General features: G+C 68.1%; 15 protein-coding genes. 9 read left to right on the forward strand and 6 right to left on the reverse strand.

Going from position 1 to position 20,353, the window contains the following annotated elements; all coding sequences use genetic code 11:
* Nucleotides 1-47 precede the first annotated feature (47 nt).
* On the forward strand, nucleotides 48-344 hold the full coding sequence (locus YWC_RS0109285; RefSeq protein ID WP_027865113.1) for a hypothetical protein: 297 nt from the start codon (nucleotides 48-50) through the stop codon (nucleotides 342-344).
* A gap of 135 nt (nucleotides 345-479) precedes the next feature.
* Here the strand turns inward: YWC_RS0109285 and YWC_RS0109290 are convergent, their stop codons facing one another.
* Complete coding sequence (locus tag YWC_RS0109290) at nucleotides 480-2,534, reverse strand: GGDEF domain-containing protein (RefSeq protein ID WP_027865114.1); 2,055 nt, start codon at nucleotides 2,532-2,534, stop codon at nucleotides 480-482.
* Between the two features lie 233 nt (nucleotides 2,535-2,767).
* Here YWC_RS0109290 and YWC_RS28895 point away from each other — a divergent pair, with 233 nt between their 5' ends.
* From YWC_RS28895 to YWC_RS0109310, 4 genes are all read left to right on the forward strand, one after another.
* Nucleotides 2,768-3,637 carry an ABC transporter ATP-binding protein gene (locus tag YWC_RS28895; RefSeq protein WP_036213892.1) on the forward strand — a complete coding sequence of 290 codons (870 nt, stop codon included), beginning with the start codon at nucleotides 2,768-2,770 and terminating at the stop codon, nucleotides 3,635-3,637.
* Nucleotides 3,634-5,187 (forward strand): hypothetical protein, encoded by a 1,554-nt coding sequence (locus tag YWC_RS28900; protein ID WP_036213895.1) that lies wholly within the window; start codon nucleotides 3,634-3,636, stop codon nucleotides 5,185-5,187. The genes YWC_RS28895 and YWC_RS28900 overlap by 4 nt, the downstream gene beginning before the upstream one ends.
* Nucleotides 5,188-5,262: 75 nt before the next feature.
* Nucleotides 5,263-6,012 carry a DUF2243 domain-containing protein gene (locus YWC_RS0109305; RefSeq protein ID WP_027865115.1) on the forward strand — a complete coding sequence of 250 codons (750 nt, stop codon included), beginning with the start codon at nucleotides 5,263-5,265 and terminating at the stop codon, nucleotides 6,010-6,012.
* A 52-nt stretch (nucleotides 6,013-6,064) separates the two neighbouring features.
* Nucleotides 6,065-6,949, forward strand: a complete 885-nt coding sequence (locus tag YWC_RS0109310) for a hypothetical protein (RefSeq protein ID WP_027865116.1) — start codon at nucleotides 6,065-6,067, stop codon at nucleotides 6,947-6,949.
* On the opposite strand, the gene YWC_RS0109315 is transcribed toward YWC_RS0109310, so the two are convergent.
* The 3 genes from YWC_RS0109315 to YWC_RS28905 form a co-directional block, all read right to left on the reverse strand.
* Nucleotides 6,946-8,730: an ABC transporter ATP-binding protein gene (locus tag YWC_RS0109315; RefSeq protein ID WP_027865117.1), complete on the reverse strand. Its 1,785-nt coding sequence runs from the start codon at nucleotides 8,728-8,730 to the stop codon at nucleotides 6,946-6,948. The genes YWC_RS0109310 and YWC_RS0109315 overlap by 4 nt on opposite strands.
* Nucleotides 8,720-10,471: an ABC transporter ATP-binding protein gene (locus YWC_RS0109320; protein ID WP_027865118.1), complete on the reverse strand. Its 1,752-nt coding sequence runs from the start codon at nucleotides 10,469-10,471 to the stop codon at nucleotides 8,720-8,722. Before YWC_RS0109320 ends, YWC_RS0109315 begins: the two co-directional genes overlap by 11 nt.
* A gap of 119 nt (nucleotides 10,472-10,590) precedes the next feature.
* Nucleotides 10,591-11,310, reverse strand: a complete 720-nt coding sequence (locus YWC_RS28905) for a phasin family protein (RefSeq protein ID WP_051306354.1) — start codon at nucleotides 11,308-11,310, stop codon at nucleotides 10,591-10,593.
* 198 nt (nucleotides 11,311-11,508) lie between these two features.
* Between YWC_RS28905 and YWC_RS0109330 the strand changes: the two genes are divergently transcribed.
* The 4 genes from YWC_RS0109330 to YWC_RS28910 all read left to right on the forward strand — a co-directional run bounded on the left by YWC_RS0109330 (nucleotide 11,509) and on the right by YWC_RS28910 (nucleotide 15,017).
* Nucleotides 11,509-12,795, forward strand: a complete 1,287-nt coding sequence (locus tag YWC_RS0109330; protein WP_027865119.1) for an amidohydrolase family protein — start codon at nucleotides 11,509-11,511, stop codon at nucleotides 12,793-12,795.
* A 92-nt stretch (nucleotides 12,796-12,887) separates the two neighbouring features.
* Complete coding sequence (locus YWC_RS0109335; protein WP_036213898.1) at nucleotides 12,888-13,412, forward strand: GNAT family N-acetyltransferase; 525 nt, start codon at nucleotides 12,888-12,890, stop codon at nucleotides 13,410-13,412.
* Entirely contained in the window at nucleotides 13,409-13,942 is a 534-nt protein-coding gene (locus YWC_RS0109340; protein WP_229413062.1) for a GNAT family N-acetyltransferase, read from the forward strand. The genes YWC_RS0109335 and YWC_RS0109340 overlap by 4 nt, the downstream gene beginning before the upstream one ends.
* 85 nt (nucleotides 13,943-14,027) lie before the next feature.
* Complete coding sequence (locus tag YWC_RS28910; protein WP_036213901.1) at nucleotides 14,028-15,017, forward strand: diacylglycerol/lipid kinase family protein; 990 nt, start codon at nucleotides 14,028-14,030, stop codon at nucleotides 15,015-15,017.
* Between the two features lie 105 nt (nucleotides 15,018-15,122).
* On the opposite strand, the gene YWC_RS0109350 is transcribed toward YWC_RS28910, so the two are convergent.
* Together YWC_RS0109350 and YWC_RS0109355 are read right to left on the reverse strand one after the other, a co-directional pair.
* Nucleotides 15,123-18,026, reverse strand: coding sequence for an MGH1-like glycoside hydrolase domain-containing protein (locus tag YWC_RS0109350; protein WP_027865122.1), 2,904 nt, complete (start codon nucleotides 18,024-18,026; stop codon nucleotides 15,123-15,125).
* Nucleotides 18,023-19,885: a glycoside hydrolase family 13 protein gene (locus YWC_RS0109355; protein WP_027865123.1), complete on the reverse strand. Its 1,863-nt coding sequence runs from the start codon at nucleotides 19,883-19,885 to the stop codon at nucleotides 18,023-18,025. Before YWC_RS0109355 ends, YWC_RS0109350 begins: the two co-directional genes overlap by 4 nt.
* Between the last annotated feature and the right edge of the window lie 468 nt (nucleotides 19,886-20,353).

Below are 20,353 nucleotides of genomic sequence, written 5' to 3' on the forward strand. Positions count from 1 at the left end.
TCGGCGCCGGTGTATGCTGGCCGGCAAGCAGACAGCTGGAGTCAACCATGAAGACGAGCATGTTGGGCACGCTGCTGCTGCTTGCCGCGCTGGCAGGCTGCAGCCGTGACGAAGAAGCGATGGGGCCGGCCCAGCGCGCCGGCAAGGCGCTGGACGCGGCCGGTGCGAAGGTGTCGCGCCAGGTGGACCAGGAACTCGCCAAGGTCGACCGCGCGACCGAAGAGGCGCGCGAGAAGGTCGCGGATGCCACCCGCGACGCCAAGGGCGGCCTGAAGCGGGCTACCGAGGAAGTCGGCAAGAAGGTCGAGAACGCGGGCGAGAAAATCCAGGACGTGGTCGATTAGACCGACTCGGTGTCATCTACACCGTAGGGTGGCCGGCTCCGCCGGCCGCGCGTTCAGCTAACGGATGTATTGCGGCAATGCATATCTAGACCTTGCAGCCTTCAAAAGCGTTGCGTCCGTGCATATTTGATTTGATCACGCGCTGGCGCGACAATCCTGCTGGCTCCCCAGCACGGTCGACATCCTGACCTGCCCCTTGCGCCAGGCCTGTTCCAGGTTCTGCTCGACCTCTTCCACGCATACCTGCGACGCATCGCTGAAGCCCTGCAGGCCATAGGCGCGGTTACGTCCGTGCGCCTTGGCCAGGTAGAGCGCCATGTCCACCAGATTGACCGCGCGTTCCCACGGCAGCACCGCCCCGCCGCAGCTCAGCGGGAAGGGCGCGAAGCCGATCGACACGTTCACGCTCAGGGTCTGGCCGCCGTGCGCGATCCTCACCGCCGATATGCCGGCCAGGATGCGCTGCGCCACCTCGTCCAGGCCCGCACGCGGGATCGACGGCAGGAAGGCCAGGAATTCCTCGCCGCCCCAGCGCACGATCATGTCGGTCTCGCGCAGGATTTCGCGCAGGCTGGCGGAAATCGCCGTCAGCACCGCGTCGCCGGCCGCATGGCCCCAGGTGTCGTTGATGTGCTTGAAGTGGTCGGCGTCCAGCAGGAATAATGCACCGCACTGTTCGGGCTCCGCGGCCTTCACCGGCGTCTCCGGCTGCGGCATCGTGCGCATGTAGTCGAGGAAGTGGCGGCGGTTGTACAGCCCGGTCAGCGGGTCGCGCACGCTCTGCTGCTTGAGCTCCTTGTTCTTTTCGTAGAGCTTGGCGTTGGCCTGGCGCACCTTGCGGTACAGCAGGCCGACCACGATCGAGGCCAGGGCGAACACCGCCGCCAGCAGCCACCAGACGCGCTGCTGCAGGTGGCTGACCTCGTTCTCGCTGCGCAGCAGCTCGATCTCGCGCTGCTTCTTCTCGGTCTCGTATTTCTCCTGCAGGTCGAGCACGGCGCGCTGGCGGCGCTTCTCGAACAGCTCGTTCGAAATCCTGCGTTCGCGATGGTAGGCCCGCAGCGCGCCGGCCAGGTCGCCGGCGCGTTCCAGCGCCTGGCCGTATTCCACCAGCACGGCCTGCAGCTGCGGCTGGTCGCCCAGGTTCTCGTAGGCCGTCATGCCGGCTTCGATGTGGCGCTTGCCTTCCTCCAGGCGGCCGGTGGCCAGGTAGGCCTGGCCCAGGTTCAGGCGCGCGGTCGCCTCCAGTCCGGCGTCGTTCAGCGCGCGCGCCGCGCTGACGGTCTGCTCGGCATACAGCGCCGCATTGCGGTAGTCGCGCAGCTTCAGGTAGCAGTCCGACAGGTTCACCAGCGAATAGGCGGCCATCGAATCGGCCCCGATGCTGCGCTCGATGGCCAGGCTCTCCAGCAGCGCCTTCAGGCCGCGCCCGTACTGGCCGGTGGCGGCCGCGAGGAAGTATTCGGCATGCCTCACGGTCGCCATGCGGCCCGGCGACTTCGTCTTCGCCGCCGCGTCGAGGGCTTCGGCCAGCGCTTCGAAGCCCTTGTCGTACGCGCGCATCTGCGTGTACAGGCGGATCAGGGCATTGAGCGACATGACGATCTGGGTCGGATCGCCATGCTTGCGTGCCAGCGCCACCGCTACCTGCAGGCGCTCCAGCGCCTTCGGGAAGTTGCCTTCCTCGGCGAAGGACTCGCCCGAGGAGATGGTCGCCCGCACCTTCAGGTCGATGTCGTCGGTGGCCAGGGCCAGCCGCTCGGCTTCCCAGATGAGGCGGTGCGATTCCGCCAGTTCTGAGCGGCGGTAAGCCATGTAGCCCTTGCGCAGCAGGCCCTTGGCCAGCACCACCTTGTTGCCGTGCTGGCGGCCGAGCGCCACCAGCTCGTCGGCAATGGGGGTGGCTTCGCCGAGCTTGCCGAGGCTGTCGTAGCCATTGGCCAGCTGGTTCAGGAATTCGGCGCGCTCCTCCAGCGGCGCCGCACGGCCTTCCCGCTCGATCGCGATCAGGAGCGGCAGGGCGCGTTCGGGAACGTACTTGTTGAGTTCACGGAGTTCCGCCAGGCGCTGCCCCAGGGGAGCGGAGTTGTCCAGGCCGGTGCCGGCGGCCGCGCCGGACGCAATGCACAGCGCTGCCGCCAGCACGAGGCTGCGCGAATGCGTCAGTGAGCGGGGGAAGAAGGAGAGCATGGGAAGGTTTTGGAACACCGGCAGTACATGCGTTTGTGTTACATCATTATATTCCTGTTGCAAACGGGTAATTCAACTTCTCTTCAATTGTCACCAAAACGACACAATTGTCACCAGCGAGAAGTATGATCATCTGGCATTCACCCTCTGTTTTCGACCGCCTGTCGCAAATGGCTGGAGCCGGCACCGGGCTTTTCCTATAGTCGACCCAACAACAATGCGAAGGGGGAGACATGCTGGAACTGCGCGCGGTAAGCAAACAATTCGGCAAGGACGTGAAAGCGGTGGACGGCGTCTCGCTGTCCCTGGGCCAGGGCGTGGTCGGCCTGATCGGCCATAACGGCGCCGGCAAGTCGACCCTGATGGGGATGATCGCCACATTGACGCGCCCGAGCAGCGGCCAGATCCTGTTCGACGGCAGCGACATCGTGAAAAAGCCGGACGCGATCCGGCGCCGCCTCGGCTACCTGCCGCAGGATTTCGGCGTCTATCCGAACCTGAGCGCGCTCGAGTTCATGCAGTACTTCGCCGCCCTCAAGGGCGTGCGCGACGCTGCGCGCATCCGCCGGCTGCTCGAACTGGTCAACCTGCACGACCAGGCGCACCGGCCCGCGGCCTCGTTCTCCGGCGGCATGAAGCGCCGCCTGGGCATCGCCCAGGCCCTGCTGAACGACCCGGACATCCTGGTGGTCGACGAGCCCACGGCCGGGCTCGACCCCGAGGAGCGGCTACGCTTTCGCAACCTGCTCGCCGAGCTGGGCTTCGGCAAGCTGGTGATCCTGTCGACCCACATCGTGTCGGACGTGGAGAGCATCGCGACCGAACTGGCGATCATGCGCGCGGGGCGGCTGGTGGCGCACGAGACGCCGGATGCGGTCCTGCGGCATGCGCGCGGCCGGATCTGGAGCGCCAGCGTGCCTGACGCCGACTATGCCGCGCTGCGCGAGCGCGTGCACGTGCTGCAGGCCCAGCGCCAGGAAGGGCGCATGCTGCTGCGTATCGCCCACCCCGTGTTGCCCTGCCTGGGAGCGGTCAATGCCGAACCGAGCCTGGAAGAAGCCCTGATGGCGCAGCGCTATGCGCTGCAGGCGGAGGCGGCATGAGCTCGCACCCTTTGTTCCTGCTGGCGGCGAACGAGGTGCGCCTGCGCCTGCGCCGCCTGTCCACCCTGGCGGCGGTGCTGGGGGTGGTGGCGGTCACCTGGGCCATGATCAGCGATGTCCGCACCGGCAGCAGCCTGCTGGTGGTGGACGGTGCGCGCGTGCTGTACACCAGCTCGGCGCTGGCGCTGGGCAGCGCCGTCATGGGCGCCCTGCTGTTCAGCCTTGCCGGCTTCTACCTGGCGCGCGGGCGCACCGGCGAAGACCTGAGGAGCGGCATCGGCGGCGTCATCGGCGCCACCCCGGCCGGCGACGCGCTGCTGGTGGCCAGCCGCTGGCTGGGCGCGGTCGGCTCGCTGGTGCTGCTGCTCGGCGCCTTCATGCTCACCACCCTGGCCTGCCACCTGCTGCGCGGCGAAGGCCCGATACACCTCCTGGTCTACCTGCAGACCTATGGCTTGCTGCTGCTGCCCATGGTCTTCTTCTGCGCCAGCTGCGCCGTCCTGTGCGACAGCTGGAGCCCGCTCATGGGCAAGGCCGGCGACCTGCTGTATTTCGTGGTGTGGATGTCGATGCTGTCGCTCGGCGCCGCGGTGGAAGAGGGCAGCGCGGCGTCCACGCTGGCCTGGCTCGATTTCACCGGCCTGGCGCACGCCATGGCCGGCCTGCGCAGCCAGGTCGACACGCAGTTCCTGGGCATCGGCATGATGAATTTCGATGCGGCGCTGCCGCCGCACACCCTGCCGCAATGGATGTGGACCACGGCCATGGTGCGCGACCGCTTCCTGTCGGCTGCGCTGGCGCTGCTGCCGCTGCTGCCGGCGGTCCTGCTGTTCCACCGCTTCTCGCCGGACCGCGTCAAGGCCGGCAGGGCGCGCCGGCGCCGTTCGCCCCTGGCCCTGCTCGACGGCTGGCTGCGTCCGCTGGCGCGGCTGGTGACGCCCTTGATGCGCCTGGCCGCGCGCACCCCTGGCCCGGGCGGGCAGGTGCTGGCCGATGCCGCCCTGGTGCTGGTGTCGGCGCCCAGCGCGATCCTGGCGCTCGCCGTCTGCTTCATCGGCGGCCTGGTGCTCCCAAGCGTGGTCCTGCCCGGCCTGCTGGCCGGTGCCGTGGTGTTCTGGGGCATCCTGTGCAGCGAGAGCACTACGCGCGACACCAGTGCCGGCTGCGACAGCCTGAGCGCCGCCGTGCCGGGCGGGATCCGCCGCCGCTTCCTGCGCCAGTGGGCCGCCGCGCTGCTGCTCGGCCTCCTGTTCATGGGGCTGATCGCGCTGCGCTGGAGCCCCGTGGAGCCGGTGCGCGCCTTCGCCCTGCTGGGCGGCCTGGTGGCGCTGTCCGGCTGCGCCGCCCTGTTCGGGCAGCTGAGCCGCGCGCCGCGCCTGTTCCTCGGCCTGTTCCTGTTCGGCTTCTACGTGATGATCCAGACCAAGGGCATGGCCATGATGGATGCCGTGGGATTCCATGGCGACGCCAGCCTGCAGTCGGCCGGCGGTTTCCTCGCGGCCGGGCTGGCGGCGGTGGCGGCAGGCGTCGCCTGGAGCCGGCGCGGCTAGACCTCGCGAAGGGTGCAGGCGCCTGAAAACGGACGGGCTATACTTGGCCGTCCCGTTTCGACGCGAGGTGATGCGATGTGGAAAACACCGTGGTTCCGCTGGGGCGCCGTGCTCGGCTTTGCGCTCGGCGGCTTCTTCGACGGCATCCTGCTGCACCAGATCCTGCAGTGGCACCATTTGCTCAGCCTGGTGCCGGGCATCGACGACCTGCGCATGCAGGTGCTGTGGGACGGCTGGTTCCATGCGCTGATGTATGTGATCGCGCTCGTTGGTCTGGCCGGCCTGTGGCGCCTGCACCGCCGCGGCGCGGGGCAGTGGGGCTGGCCGCTGGTGGGAGCGGTGCTGGTCGGCTTCGGCCTCTGGCACGTGGTCGACACCTTGCTGTCCCACTGGCTGCTGCAGATCCACCGCATCCGCGTCGACAGCGACGATCCGCTGTTGTGGGACCTGCTGTGGCTGGCGCTGTTCGGCCTGGCGCCGCTCGCACTCGGCCTGCGCCTGCGGCGTCACGGCGGCCCCGGCCTGCAAGGCACGGCCGCGATGCTGGCGCTGCTGGCCCTGACCTCGGGCGCCGGCGCCTGGGCCCTGGTGCCGCCGGCGCAGACCGGGTTCGCCACCGTGGTGTTCCATCCCGGCGCCGGGCCGCGCGAGGTGTTCGCGGCGCTCGACGCGCTCGATGCGCGCCTGGTGTGGAGCGACCGGGCGATGGGCGTGGTGGTGGTCGCGGTGCCCGAGGAGCGGCGCTGGGGTTTCTACCGGCACGGCGCGCTGCTGGTGAGCGGGGCAGGCGTGCCGGCGGGCTGCTTCAACTGGAGCCGCGTCTAGCCGGCCTCCATGCTGCTACCATGCCGGCAATGAAGAATGCCTTGCCAGCGCTATGCGCATCCGTGAACTAGCCATCGGCGCCGGCCTGGCTGGCCTGCTGGCCGGCGTGGTGATGCTGACCCTTCCTTCGCCGCAACCAGTCAGCGTCGCCGTCCCTCGCCCACACGCCATGCCGGCGCCTGCCGCCAGGCCGGCGCCCCCTGCGGTGACCGCCCCCATGACGCCGGCTGCGCCGGCGCAGCAGCCGCCGGCCTCGTGGCGCGAGCTGCACGCCAGGTTCGTGCAGGCCCCCAACCTGCGCGTGTTCTTCTACGAAGCCATGCGCAAACCCGGCAGCGGCGCCTATTTCTATGCGTCGAACGTGCTGGAAACCTGCCGCCGCGCCCTCGAACAGACCCTGCCGGCGTTGCCGGCGCCGCGCCGCGCCGCCGCCGAGGAACTGCTGCGGCGCTGCGACTTCACCCCGGAGGGCATGGAAGACGCCGAGCGCGAGCTGGGCGCCGCCCGCAACCTCGGGCTGGACACCGATCCGCTCCTGGGCAGCATGTTCGACTACCTGGCCGCGGATGGGCCGGAGGGGCGGGCGCGGATGCTGCTGGCGGCCTTCGAGCAGGGCAACCCGGACGTGATCGCCTCGCTGGTGTCCCCGGTCTTCCATGAGCGGACACCAAGCAGCGACGAACAGGATTCGACCGCGCGCGGCGTCCCCTTCGGGGGCGCGCTGCTCGCCTGCCGCCTGGGCGCCGATTGCGGGCCGGGGGCGCCGCGCACCCTGGAACTGTGCATGATGCTCGGCTGGTGCGCCGACAGCGTCCCCGCGGCCCTGCAGCAGGGACTGGGCGCCCATTTCGCGGCGCTCGACCGGCTGGCGAGCCAGGTGGCGGACGAGATCCGGCGCCGCGACGCCCGGCGCCTGGTGCCGGCGCCGAGGGATTAAATCGCGATCTGTTGCAGCAAATACAGGCGCTGATACAGGCCGCCTTCGATCCGCATCAGGTCCTCGTGCGAGCCGGCTTCGGTGATGCGGCCGTGGTTCAGCACGATGATGCGGTCGGCCGAGCGGATGGTCGACAGCCGGTGCGCGATCGCGATGATGGTCACCTTGCCGCGCAGTTCCTCCAGCGCTTCCTGCACGATCTGCTCGGTGGCGCTGTCGATGCGCGAGGTCGCCTCGTCCAGCAGCAGGATGCGCGGCTCGCCCGCCAGTGCGCGCGCGATCGCCAGCAGCTGCTTCTGCCCCGAGGACAGGCGCGAGCCGCCTTCGCCCAGCTGGGTATCAAAGCCCTGTTCCAGCGCCGCGATGAAGCCGTGCGCGTGGGCGGCGCGCGCCGCTTGCTCGATGCGCGCGAGCGGCAGGCCGCGTCCCATGTCGATGTTCTCGCGCGCGGTGGCGGCCAGGATGAAGGGATCCTGCGGCACCAGGCCCACCTCGTTGCGGAAGCGCTCGTTGCCGATCGAGGCCAGCGGCAGGCCGCCGATCTCGATGCTGCCTTCGTCCGCGGTGTAGTAGCGCAGCAGCAGCGAGAGCAGGGTCGACTTGCCGCTGCCGGTGTGGCCGACGATGCCGAAGAAGGCGCCCTGCGGGATGTCGAGCGAGAGCTCGTGCAGCACGCGCTGGCCTTCCACGTACGCGAAGTTGACGTCGCGCACCCGCACCGCCGGCGCCTTCGCGTCGAACGCCGCCTCGTTGCCGACGCGCCCCTGCGCATGTTCGGCCGCCCCGGCCTCGTCGAGCAGGGTGGAGACGCGCGCGGTGGCGACCACCGCCTGCTGCAGGCCGCTGAATTGCATGGTGATCTGGATCAGCGGCTCGACCACCCGCGCGATGTAGCTGATGAAGGCGTACAGCACGCCCACTTCCACCGCGTTCATCTGGCGCTGGCCGAAGCCGTAGATCACGATGGTCAGCAGCACCACGTTGAGCAGGTCGAGGGCCGGGCGCAGCAGGAAGGCGTTGGCCTTCAGTTCGGCCAGGCGCGCCTTGCGGTGCGAGCGGTTGGTGTGCAGGAAGCGCTCGCCGAAGCGCCCCTGAGCATTGCTGGCCTGCAGGACGCTCATGCCGCCGATCGATTCCGCCATCTGGCCGTTGATGTCGCTGCGCAGGGCGCGGGCGCGCGTGACGGCCGGCGCCGACAGGCGCTGGTAGAGCCAGACGATGCCGACCACCGCCGGCACCAGGGCCAGTACCACCAGCATCAGGCGCCAGTCGAGCCAGGCCATGGCGATCAAGGTGCCGACCAGCACGATGCTCGAATCGAGCATCACGAACAGCACCTGGATGTACAGGGTCTTGACCGCCTCGGTGTCGTTGGTCACGCGGCTCACCAGCTGGCCGGTGATGGCGCGGTCGAAGAAGGCCATCGGCAGGCGCAGCACGTGGCCGTAGACCCATTCGCGCAGGCGCCGCACCGAGCGCATCGCCAGGCCCGACAGGCGGATCAGCTGCAGGTAGCGGATCCAGGACGAGACCCAGCCGGTGACCACCAGGCCGCCGAGCAGCAGCGACATGCGGGTCCAGTCCAGGTTGCGGGTCAGGAGGTGGTCGTCGATCAGCGCCTTGCCGAGCAGGGGGCCGAGCACTTCGAGGGCGGCGGCGATGACCAGCCAGAACGTGGCCCAGTAAAGGTGGCGGCGGTCGGGGTCGGCGGCGCGGCGCAACAGGCTGGCCGCCTGCGCGGTCTGCGCGCGCATCGGGACCTGGTTGGTATCACTCTGCATCGATGCTGGCCTCCAGTTGTTGATAGCGCCACTGGCTGGCATACCAGCCGTCGAGCAGCAGCAGTTCGTCGTGGGTGCCCGATTCCGTGACGCGGCCCTCGCGCAGCACGATGATGTGGTCGGCCCCGGCCACGCTCGACAGGCGGTGGCTGGCGATGATCGCCGCACGTTCCGGGCGGGCCGCGCGCAATTCTTCCAGATGCTCGAGGATGCGGGTCTCGGTGCCGGTGTCCACCGCCGACAGGGCGTCGTCGAGCAGCAGCAGGGCACTGTCGGCCAGCAGGGCGCGCGCAATCGCCACGCGCTGGCGCTGGCCGCCGGACAGGGTGATGCCTTTCTCGCCCACCGGCGTGTCGTAGCCGTACGGGAAGCGCAGGATGTCGTCGTGGATCGAGGCCATCTTGGCCGCTTCCTCGATCTCGGCGCGCGCGGCGCCGGGGCGGGCCAGCGCGATGTTCTCGGCGATGGTGGCCGAGAACAGGAAGGATTCCTGCGGCACCCAGCTCATGGCTGCGCGCAGGGCGTCCAGCCGGTAGTCCTCCAGCGCGTGGCCGGCCCAGGTGACCGTGCCGCGCTGCGGCGTGGCCTGGCGCAGCAGCACCCGCAGCAGGGTCGACTTGCCGGCGCCGGTCGGACCCACCAGGCCCAGGGTCTGGCCCGGCTCCACCCGCACCGATACGTCGTCGAGGGCAGGGCGCCCGGCCTCCCCGTAGGCGAAGCCGACACCCTCGAGTACCAAGGGGCCCCGGCCCACCTGTTCGAAGGTGCCGCTGTCCTGCACCGTGAGCGGCGCGTCCAGCAGCGGCTGCAGGCGCGCCAGGCCGGCGCGCCCGCGCTCGATCAGCGACAGCACCCAGCCGGCCGCGAACATCGGCCAGATCAGCTGGCCCAGGTACATCGAGAAGCTGGTGAGCGCGCCCACGGTGAGCTGGCCGTTCCAGACCAGGTAGCCGCCCAGGCCCAGGGTCAGGCCGGTGGCCGCGGTCAGGGTCAGGCCGACCGCCGGTTCGTAGGCCGCCTCCCAGCGCTGGGCATTCAGGCTGGCGTCGGCAGCCTTGCCCGCCAGGTCGCTGAACTGGTCGGCGCTGCGCGCTTCCAGGCCGAGGGCGCGCAGGGTGCGCACGCCCGACAACGATTCCTGCACGTGGTCGTTGAGCGCCGAGAAGCGCTTGAGCGCATCGGCTTCTGCCGTGTGCACCTGGCGCGAGATGCGCCAGAACGCGAAGGCCATCAGCGGGAAGGGCAGCAGGGCGACGGCGGCCAGGCGCGCATCGACGCCGAGCGTCATGATGCCCAGCACCATGACCAGGGTCAGGGTGCCGTCGAAGCCGGCCAGCATCGCCTCGCCGGCCGCCATCTCGATGGCGTCGATGTCGTTGGTGGCGAGCGCCATCAGGTCGCCGGTGCGCTGGCGCTGGTAGAAGCCGGGGCCCTGCGCAGCCAGGCGCGCGTACAGGCGCGTGCGCAGCTCGACGCCCAGGTTGTAGGCGGCCGAATACAGGCGGATGCGCCAGCCGACCCGCAGCACATAGATGGCCACGCCCAGGCCGAGCAGCTGGGCCAGCCCGAGCAGCAGCGCGTCCTGGTCGAGGCTTTGCGCCGCCAGGCCGTCGACCAGGGCGCCGACCTTGCGCGGAATCAAGACCGTGCAGATGGCGACGCCGGCCAGCATGAAGGCCGACGAGACATAGGCATGCCAATGACGGCGGACGAAACCGCCGATCAGCCTTGCGAGACTCATGTTGTTCCTTGAGATTGGTGCAGCCCGCGCTATCCAGGCGCGTAAAAACGACTAGCGGGCCGAAGCCCGCTAGTGTAGTCGCTTTGCCAATCTGGCGCAGCCGCGTCCGTGCTGCAAGTTTATTTCTTGCGCTTGGACACCGCCGGCGCGGGGACGAGCTTCGGTGCTTCACTGCCCTCGCTGTTGGCGAGCTCGGCCATCGATGCCGCGGCAGGATGGGGAACGGCGACCGCGCGCGCGGCCCCTTTGCCGACCGCCTTGGCGATGGCTTTCGGTTCGGCCGCCGGGACCGGCTCGGCGGCCAGCGCTTCCGTGGCTGCCTCGGGCGCGGCTGCCGGCTCGGCCACCACGACCGGTTCGCTCACGGGAGCGAAGGCCGCCACCGGATGCGCAGCTTCCACGGCAGGGGCAGCTTCTACGGCAGCCTCGACGACGGATTCGACGGCGGCGACCGATGCGGCCTCGGCGTCGGCGACGCCGCGCTCAATCACTTCCACGGTCTCGATGGCCTGTGGCGCCGACAAACCCTGCGGACGCACGGCATACGGGCGTACCCCGGCGGCGATGCCGAGCAGCTCGCGGCCATAGGAGAACAGGCTGCGGAAACCTTCCTCGGCCTGGCCGCCAAGGCTGAGCACGTCGCGCGGATCGCGCGAGGCCAGCAGTGCGAAAGAGGCGCCGAGCGAACGCTGGACGGCGTCACGCGAGACCGCCATATTGAGGGCGGCCACGCGGCTGGCGCTCTCGAGGGTCTGGCTGGCGATGGCATTGAAAAAATCGAACTGCGCGTCGAACTGGGCCTTGCGTACTGCGGAAAACTGGTCGCTGATTGAAGTCATGAGATTTCCTTGTCAGTCATTTTATGGCGCACTGCAATATAACTAGTGTAGCCATGAATGGCCGGTGTTGCAAACCACTTATTTTATTCTTTAGTTATAGAAATCTTGCGCTGCAGCATTATCAGGTCTTGTGGATTTTGCTTGACCGTCCAGTCTTCCAGGAAATCGTTACAATCGGAGGGACAAAAGGAGGAGCGCATGGATCTCGTGATTCGCAACGCCACCCTGCCGGACGGCAGCCGCGGCATCGACATCGGCATCAACGGCGAACGCATCGTGGCAGTGGAAAAGCGCCTGGGAGCGCAGGGCGCGCGCGAGATCGACGCCGGCGGCGACCTGGTCAGCCCGCCCTTCGTGGATGCGCACTTCCACATGGATTCGACCCTCAGTTACGGCATGCCGCGGGTGAACCGCAGCGGCACCCTGCTGGAAGGGATCCGCCTGTGGGGAGAGCTGAAACCCCAGCTGGCGCAGGATGCGATCGTCGAGCGTGCCTTGCGCTACTGCGACTGGGCAGTGGCGCGCGGCCTGCTGGCGATCCGCACCCACGTCGACGTCTGCGACGACCGCCTGCTGGCTGTCGAGGCGCTGTTGGAGGTGAAAAAGCAGGTGGCGCCCTACCTCGACCTGCAACTGGTGGCCTTCCCCCAGGACGGCCTGCTGCGCAGCCCCGGCGCCTTCGACAACCTGAAACGCGCGATCGCGATGGGCGTCGACGTGGTCGGCGGCATCCCGCACTTCGAGCGCACCATGGCCGACGGGGCCGAATCGATCCGCCTGCTGTGCGAGTTCGCGGCGCAGCAGGACCGGCGCGTGGACATGCACTGCGACGAGACCGACGACCCGATGTCGCGTCACATCGAAACCCTGGCGGCCGAGACCCGGCGCCTCGGCATGCAGGGCCTGGTGGCTGGATCGCACCTGACCTCGATGCACTCGATGGACAACTATTACGTGAGCAAGCTGCTGCCCCTGATCGCGGAAAGCGGCGTCGCGGCGATCGCCAACCCGCTCATCAACATCACCCTGCAGGGGCGCCACGACACTTATCCGAAGCGGCGCGGCATGACCCGGGTGCCGGAACTGCTGGCGGCCGGCGTCGACGTCGCCTTCGGCCACGACTGCGTGCTCGACCCCTGGTACGGCATGGGTTCCGGCGACATGCTGGAAGTCGCGCACATGGGACTGCACGTGGCGCAGATGACCGGGGTGGAGGCGATGCACCAGTGCTTCCTGGCGGTGACCGAGACCCCGGCGCGCATCCTCGGCCTGGAGGGCTACGGGCTGGCGCCGGGCTGCTGGGCCGACCTGGTGCTGCTGGACGCCGGCTCCACGATCGAGGCGATCCGCCTGCGCGCCGCGCGCAAGCTGGTGGTGCGGCGCGGCGCCGTGGTCGCGGAGGCGCCGTCCGCCCGGGTGAGCCTGCACTTGCCCGGACGGCCTGCCGCCACGGATTTCAGGATGCCCCAGCAGGCCCCGAAATAAGCCAGAAAAAGCCGCGCACGATTCGTGTAATCCATGACAATTTGCGGCTAGAATAGAACGCTTTCGAGTTCGGTACCCTGTTCCCGACAGCCGTGATAGACATCCAGATCCGCCCCGCCGGCGAGCAAGATTTCGATGCGATGTGGAGCATCTTCTGCGCCCACGTCGCGGCCGGCGAAACCTATCCCTTCACCACCGCCATCTCGCGCGAGGCGGGCCACGCCTACTGGCTCGACCCCGAGGTGACGTCGTTTGTTGCGACCAGCGGCGCGCGCGTGCTCGGCATGTACCGCCTGGTGCCGAACCAGGCCGGGCGCGGCCACCACGTGGCCAATGCGTCCTACATGGTCAGTCCCTCGGCGCAAGGGGCCGGCGTCGGACGCCTGCTCGGCGAGCACAGCCTCGCGGAGGCGCGCCGCATGGGCTACCTCGCCATGCAGTTCAACTACGTCGTGAGCACCAATACCGCCGCCATCCGGCTGTGGAAGAAGCTCGGTTTCTCGATCGTCGGCACCCTGCCCAAGGCCTACCGCCACAAGCGCCTCGGCTACGTGGACGCCTACGTCATGTATCAGCTGCTGCAGGACCCGGACCACTGGCCGACGGTGGACGCGTGACCCGCCATCCTCTGGAGGTCCTGCGCACCGAACGCCTGCGCCTGCGCCTGGTGGCGCCGGGCGATGCCGCCGTGTTCCTGGAACTGTTCAACGACCCCGCCTTCATCGAGCATATCGGCGACCGCGGCGTGCGCACCCTCGAGGCCGCGGTGAAATCGATCGAGGAGGGGCCGGTGGCGATGCAGCGCGCGCGAGGCCATTCCATGTACATGGTCGAAGCGTTCGGGGAGGACGGCGCGGCCGTGCCGGTCGGCCTGTCCGGCCTGATCAAGCGCGACGCGCTGGAAGACGTCGACCTCGGCTACGCCTTCCTGCCGCGCTACCGCGGCCAGGGCTATGCCTTCGAAGCCGCCCGGGCCGTGGTCGCGCACGCGCGCGCGCTCGGCATCCCGCGGCTGGTGGCCATCACCACACCGGGCAATGCGGCCTCGATCGCGCTGCTGCTCAGACTGGGAATGTGCTTCCAGGGAACGCGGGTTGTGGTGGCGGGCGAGCCTGAACTGAACCTGTACGGCATGGACCTCCTGTAGGCGCGCTGGCGCACCTTGTGCGGCAGGGCGGTGGTGGTAGGATTGCGCTGCACATCCGTCCACCAACCGATCAAGCGAAGCACCGATGCCGATCACCGAGCCACGTCCCGATGCGCCGTTTTTCATCGTCCTCAACGCCGGATCCGGCCATTCCGAGACCGAGCTGCGGCGCTCGACCATCGAAAGCGTGCTGGCCTCCGCCGGGCGCAGCTGCACCCTGGAACTGGTCGACGATCCGGCCGAGCTGACCGCGAAGGCGCACAGCATGGCGGCGCGCGCCACGGCCGAAGGCGGCATCCTGGTGGCGGCGGGCGGCGACGGCACCATCAACACGGTGGCGCACGAAGCGGTGCTGGCAGGCTGCCCCTTCGGCGTCTTGCCTCAAGGAACATTCAACTATTTCGGCCGCACCCACGGCATTCCCGAAGACCTGGCCGAAGCCGTGTACGCGCTGCTGCGGGCGAAGCTGCAGCCGGTGCAGGTAGGCCTGCTCAACAACAAGATTTTCCTCGTCAATGCCAGCGTCGGCCTGTACCCGAAACTGCTCGAGGAGCGCGAGCACGACAAGCGCCATTACGGGCGCAGCCGTGTCGTCGCCTTCTTCTCGGCCATCAAGATCGCGCTGCGCCCGCACCGCCACCTGCGCATCACTCTCGAGCTCGACGGCAAGGAACGGCGCCTGCGCACCACGACCTTGTTTGTAGGGAACAATCGCCTGCAGCTGGAGCAGGTCGGGATGCGCGACGGCCTGATCGAGGCGGTGGAAGACGGGCAGCTGGTCGGCATCGCCCCCAGGCCCATGGGCAAGCTGGGCCTGCTGCGCCTGCTGGTCCGCGGCATGCTGGGGCGCCTGGGCGACGACAACGAGGTCGAAGCCTTCGCCTTCAAGCGCCTGCTGGTGCGCACGCCCTCGGTCTACGGCCGCAAGCGCATGAAGGTCGCGGCCGACGGCGAAGTGGAGACAATGGCGATGCCGCTCGAGTTCCGCGTGCTGGAAGGGCGGCTGCTCCTGATGACGCAGGGACCGTCGCGCAAGGAGGCGCGGCCGGTTCCAGGTGAGGCCGAAGCCGCTTGACACGTAGGGTGGTCGGCTTTGCCGACCGCGCGTTCAACCGCCGGAAGCTTCGTCGCAGCGCATAGCGGAGCTGAACGCGCGCACGGCAGAGCCGTGCACCCTACGCTAATTCGTCCGGAGCAGGCGGACCCCATAGATGTCGAAGCGGTTCGACGGTCCCGTGAGGCCACCCGCCGCGCTGAAGCTGCTGTTGCTGTCGAGATAGCTCATATTGTAGAAGTCGCTCATCTCGACGCGGTAGCTGCCGCGTCCCAAGCGCGCAGCCAGCGGCGTCGAATACACCGTCGGCGTATCCGCCTTCGCCAGCGGCGCATGCGGCAGCTGCACCACGCCCTGGGCCACGATCCGGCCGCGTCCGTCCTTCACGGCCAGCCACTTCACGCCGCCGCTGATCCCCAGGTTCACCTGGTTGGCGGCGTTGTGGTAACGCACTTGTACCTGGTAGTTGCCGGCGGCCGGAATGGCGATGCGTTCGACGGCGAAGCGGTCCCCGGGCTGGCCCCAGGCTTCCAGGCGGGAAGCCGGGAAGCGCGTGTTCGGCGCGGCAAGCTTGACGTTGGAGACGGTGCGCGGGTCGGTGACGCCGACCTCGATGCCCGCATCGACGCAGCGCGGGGCGCTGTGGTGGCTGCGGTTGCCGCTGGCGGTGGCGCGTGCCTCCACCGCATAGCAGCCGAAGGCGCCCGCGGATCGATCCAGCCAGCTGCCCGCGGGCAGGCCCTCGGCCACGCGCTTGCCGTCGCGGTACACGCTGTAGCTCACGTCCTGTTCCCCCGGAGCGCCCGCGATCTGCAGCGTCACGCCCTTGGCGTCGCGCTTCAATGCCGTGATCGCCGGCTCGCGCGGGCCGAAGGTGGCGCCGCCGTCCGCATACGGATCGTCCTTCACGCGGCGGATGTCCTGCTGTCCGGGCGCCAGCCGGCCGAGCACGATTTCGACCTGGTTCCGCTCCTGGAGCCGCGCAAGGGGAATGCGGTCGCCGCTTGCCTGGCCATTCAGCAGGACCTGTTCGACCAGGTAGTAGCCGTCTTCCCGGCTCGCCGCCGGCAGCCGCAGGCGTACGTCGACGCGCTTGCCGTGCAGGCGCAGATCGTGCAGGGCGATCTCGTTCGATGCCGCGAACGTCTCGCGGCGCAGCTTGGCGGTGACGAAGGGGCGCAAGGCCAGGGCATCGTCCTGGAGCGATACCCCGAACACTTCGCCCACCACCATGCCCAGATAGGCTCCCACGGACCACAGCTGGCGCCGCGAGTTGATTACCGGCCCGATCAGGTTCGGCTTGCGTTCGTCGAGCAGCAGCGGCTGGCCGGACAGCCATTCGAGGTTCTCCATGTTCGACATGTTGAGCGCCGCGCCGCGCATCAGCGAGTCGTAGGCCGCATCGGCCACGGCCACGTTCTTCGCGTGGCTGGCCGCCCGCAGCCCGTAGCCCGTGACGAAGGGCCACAGCGCGCGGTTGTGGTAGACCGGCATGTCCGGCTGCTGCGGGTAGAGTACCGGCGCGCCCATCGGTCCGTGCGGGTAGCGCGCCAGGATCGAGCGCGCGCGCTCCTCGCTGGCGACGCCGCTGATGATGGCGAGCGACTGGCCGAGCCAGTCGAACTTGTGCAGCGGCGCACCGTCGAGGTGGCCGGCCGTCAGGCTGCTGTACATGCCGGCATCGTCCAGCCAGAGCCGGGTGTTGATGGCGCGGGTCAGCGCGGCGGCCCACTTGGCGTAGCGCTCCGCCCGGGCCTGGTCGCCTTGCTCGCGCGCCAGGGTCGATGCCAGCTTCAGGGCCTGATAATGGCCGACGTTGGTCGACAGCGACTTCGAGGTCGACATGAAGGCCAGCTCGTTCGGGATCCACGCGGCGTAGCTCTGGTCGCGCCAGTCGAGGAAGGACTGTTCGCCCATGTACAGGCCGGTCTTTGCGTCGAAAGCGGCGATGCGGTCGTTCTCGATCGTGTTGGAGAGCGCCTGCAGCGCGCGCCGCGCGAACGGGGCGCGCTCGGCGGCGGGCAGGGCGCGCAGGGTTTCCTCGGCCGCGAAGGCCCAGGTGACGCGGTCGGTGCTGACCGGCCAGCTGCCGCCGCTGCCGGTGTCCTGCACGATCTGCAGACCGTCCTCAGTTGCGTAACCCTTGCCCGCGACCTGGGGCGCGATCGGCAGGCCCTTGCGCCAGCCGGACAACTTGAATTCAAGCGAGTTGCGCACCCGCTGCGGGTCGAGCAGGGCCAGGCCCAGGTCGGCCGCATACGACAGGTCGCGCGTCCACACGTAATGCCACTTCTCGCCGGTCGCGAAACACTCGCAGGCAATGGCGGCGCCGCCGTTGTAGTTGCCGTCGCGGATCTGGCTGACCGCGTCGAGGCGCATCTCGGAACCGGCCAGCGCGAACAGGGCATCGAAGGCCAGGTTGCCGCTGCGGATGCGCGGCAGGCCGGGCTGCTCGGCATACTCGCTGTGCTGCGGTCCCGGGTCGCGCAGGCTGAGGGTGGTGGAGTGGGCATAGCGCCGCAGCTCGGCGCCGGGATCGGGCGAGGAGAAGCGCGCAGTTTCCTGCTTGCCGTCCCAGGTCGGGAAGTCGAGCGTCGCGACGGCCTCGCGACCTGCGTGCGGATCGGGTGCGCTGGCCGCCTGCGGCGTCTCCAGGCGCAGCACGCGCAAGCTCGGCGCGGCCGGGTTGGAGGCGTCGACCGTGAAGCGGTAGGTGCCGGTCTGGCGCACGAACAGATAGTCTTCCGGACCGGCCTGGGTCTCCAGCCGGTAGGGCGTGCCCGGCGCCACCGTCACGCTCTGGTTGGCATCAAGCACCCACTCGTCGCTCCAGTCGCGGCTGCCCACCTTGAAGGCATGGTTGCCGGGACTGACCAGGATGTCGGCTTCGTAGACGCCCTGGCCCTTGTGGGCAAGGGCGTTGTCGGTACCCCAGCCGTTGAAGGCGCCGCGGATATACAGTTCCTTGTCCTGTGCGCTCGCGCCCAGGCAGGCCAGGAAGGCGGCGGTGGCCAGCAGGCTGCGCTTCATCGTGCCGCCTCCAGTTCGATGATCAGGCTTGCCTTCGCCGGCAGGCGCAGCTCCTTGCCCAGTTCGAAACGCTTGCCGCTCAGGACATCGACGCCGCCCGCCACGCCGGCCAGCATCTCGCGGAAGCGGTGGGTGTCGAGCACCATCTCCTTCGGGTTGTTGTTGAAGGCGACCAGCACTTTCTTGTCCCCGTCGTAGCGGAAGTAGACCCAGGTATTGTCGCGCGGGCCGTAGTGCATCAGCTTGCCGTGGTGGATGACGGACTGGCCCTTGCGCCAGTTGGCCAGCTTGCGCACCAGCTCCTGGGCCGCGCGCTGCTGCGCCGTGAGGCCCTTGCCGGTGAAGGCATCGATCCGGTCGCCGGCCCAGCCGCCGGGGAAGTCGCGCCGGTAGCTGGCATCGTCGCGTTCCCTGGTGGCGCTGGTCATCAGGATCTCGTCGCCCGTGTAGAGCTGCGGGATGCGCGGCATCGTCATCAGGAACACCATCATCATCCGGTAGCGGTCGAAGTCTTCGCCCACCACGCTCCAGATACGCGAGACGTCGTGGTTGGCCTCGAACAGCACCAGGTTGCCCGGTTCCGGGTACAGGTAGTCGAGCGAAAGCGTTTCATACACGTCGGTGAAGACGTTGCCGCCCTTGTTGTCGCTGAGTGCCGTGCGCATGGCTTCGGCCAGCGGGAAGTCCATCAGGCTCGGGGTGGAGGCCGAATAGCCGTCGAAGTTGTCCTTGCCGCGCTGCCAGCGCGCCACCACCGGCACCAGCTTGCTCCATTCTTCGCCGACCATGTTCAGCTTCGGGTATTCGGCCATCAGGCGCCGCGTGTATTCGCTCAGGAAGGCGCCGTCCGAATAGCCGAAGGTGTCGATCCGCAGTCCCGCCAGTCCGGCGTACTCGATCCACCAGATGTTGTTCTGGATGAGGTAGTTCGCCACCAGCGGGTTCGACTGGTTCAGGTCCGGCATGCTCTCGACGAACCAGCCGCGCGTGAAGTTGTCGGCGTCTTCCTTCGAGGCATACGGGTCCTGCACGGCGACGCGGTGGTGCTGGGTCGGGACGAACTTGCCGCCGTAGTTGACCCAGTCCGGGGTCGGCAGGTCTTTCATCCACCAGTGCTCTGCTCCGATGTGCGACAGCACCACGTCCTGGATCAGGCCGATGCCGCGCTTCTTCGCCTCGTTCGACAGGCGGCGGAAGTCCTCGTTGCTGCCATAGCGCGGATCGATGCGGTAATGATCGGTGGCGGCGTAGCCATGGTAGGAGTAGGCCGGCATGTTGTTCTCGACCAGCGGCGTCGGCCACAGCTGGGTGAAGCCCATGCCCTGGATATAGTCGAGGCGGTCGATGATGCCCTGGATGTCGCCGCCATGGCGCCCCGAGCCGTTCGCGCGGTTCGCCTTCTCCAGTGTGTCCGGGATGCTGTCGTTGCCAGGGTTGCCATTGGCGAAGCGATCCGGCATCACCTGGTAGATCGTGTCGCGGCTGGTGAAGCCCTGGCGCTGCGCCGAGCCGGGCTCGCGCGCCAGCAGCTGGTAGGCATAGGAGGCCTGGCGGCCCGCGCCCTTGAACACGATGTCGAACTTGCCCGGCCGCGCGTCCTGGCCGATCTCGAGATCGATGAACAGGTAGTTCCTGCTCGGTACCCGGGTCACCGAGGCGATGCGCACGCCCGGATAGGCGAGGGAAGGTTCCAGGTCGGCGATACGCTCGCCATGCACCATCAACTGCAATCCCTTGTGCTGCATGCCGACCCACCAGAACGGCGGCTCCATGTGGGCGATCGCGGGAGACTGGGCCTGGGCGGCGAAGGGGCTCAGGGCGGCGCTGCCGACCAGCAAAGTGGCGAAGAAAAGTTTCATGGGTCTCTTGGGCTTCTCTACGCCACCTGTATGCAGCTTGAATACGCTTGCGTAGTCAGACTACAGTTTTCAGCCGAATCAGGAGGAAAGAGTGTCGCCGCGCTTGGTTGTGTTGCGGCGAGAATACTATGAAGCGACTACATGGTACAAATACATTGCCTGTTCGGAATCTAGTCAAAGTACAGATTCGCTTATCCGAAAACTTTTCCTTGAGGAATTTTCTTAGTCCTCGATCACCCTGTAGCTTTCAGGTGTGCACCGACATGGTGCATCTTTCACGCCGGATGCTGCTTCAAAGTGCATTTGTAGTCCGACTACAGCGGCTTATATGCACTCTTGTAGCCCAAATACAACGGAAAAGACGTGCTGTGCTGCCGATTTTCTGAAAAACATGCCATTATCGTAGTAACAAGCAACTCCCGTTGACAGTGCATCTAGTTTTAATACAGAATCCTCGGCTGAACGTCC

The sequence above is a fragment of the Massilia alkalitolerans DSM 17462 genome, assembly GCF_000427785.1.
Lineage (GTDB): Bacteria > Pseudomonadota > Gammaproteobacteria > Burkholderiales > Burkholderiaceae_D > Telluria > Telluria alkalitolerans.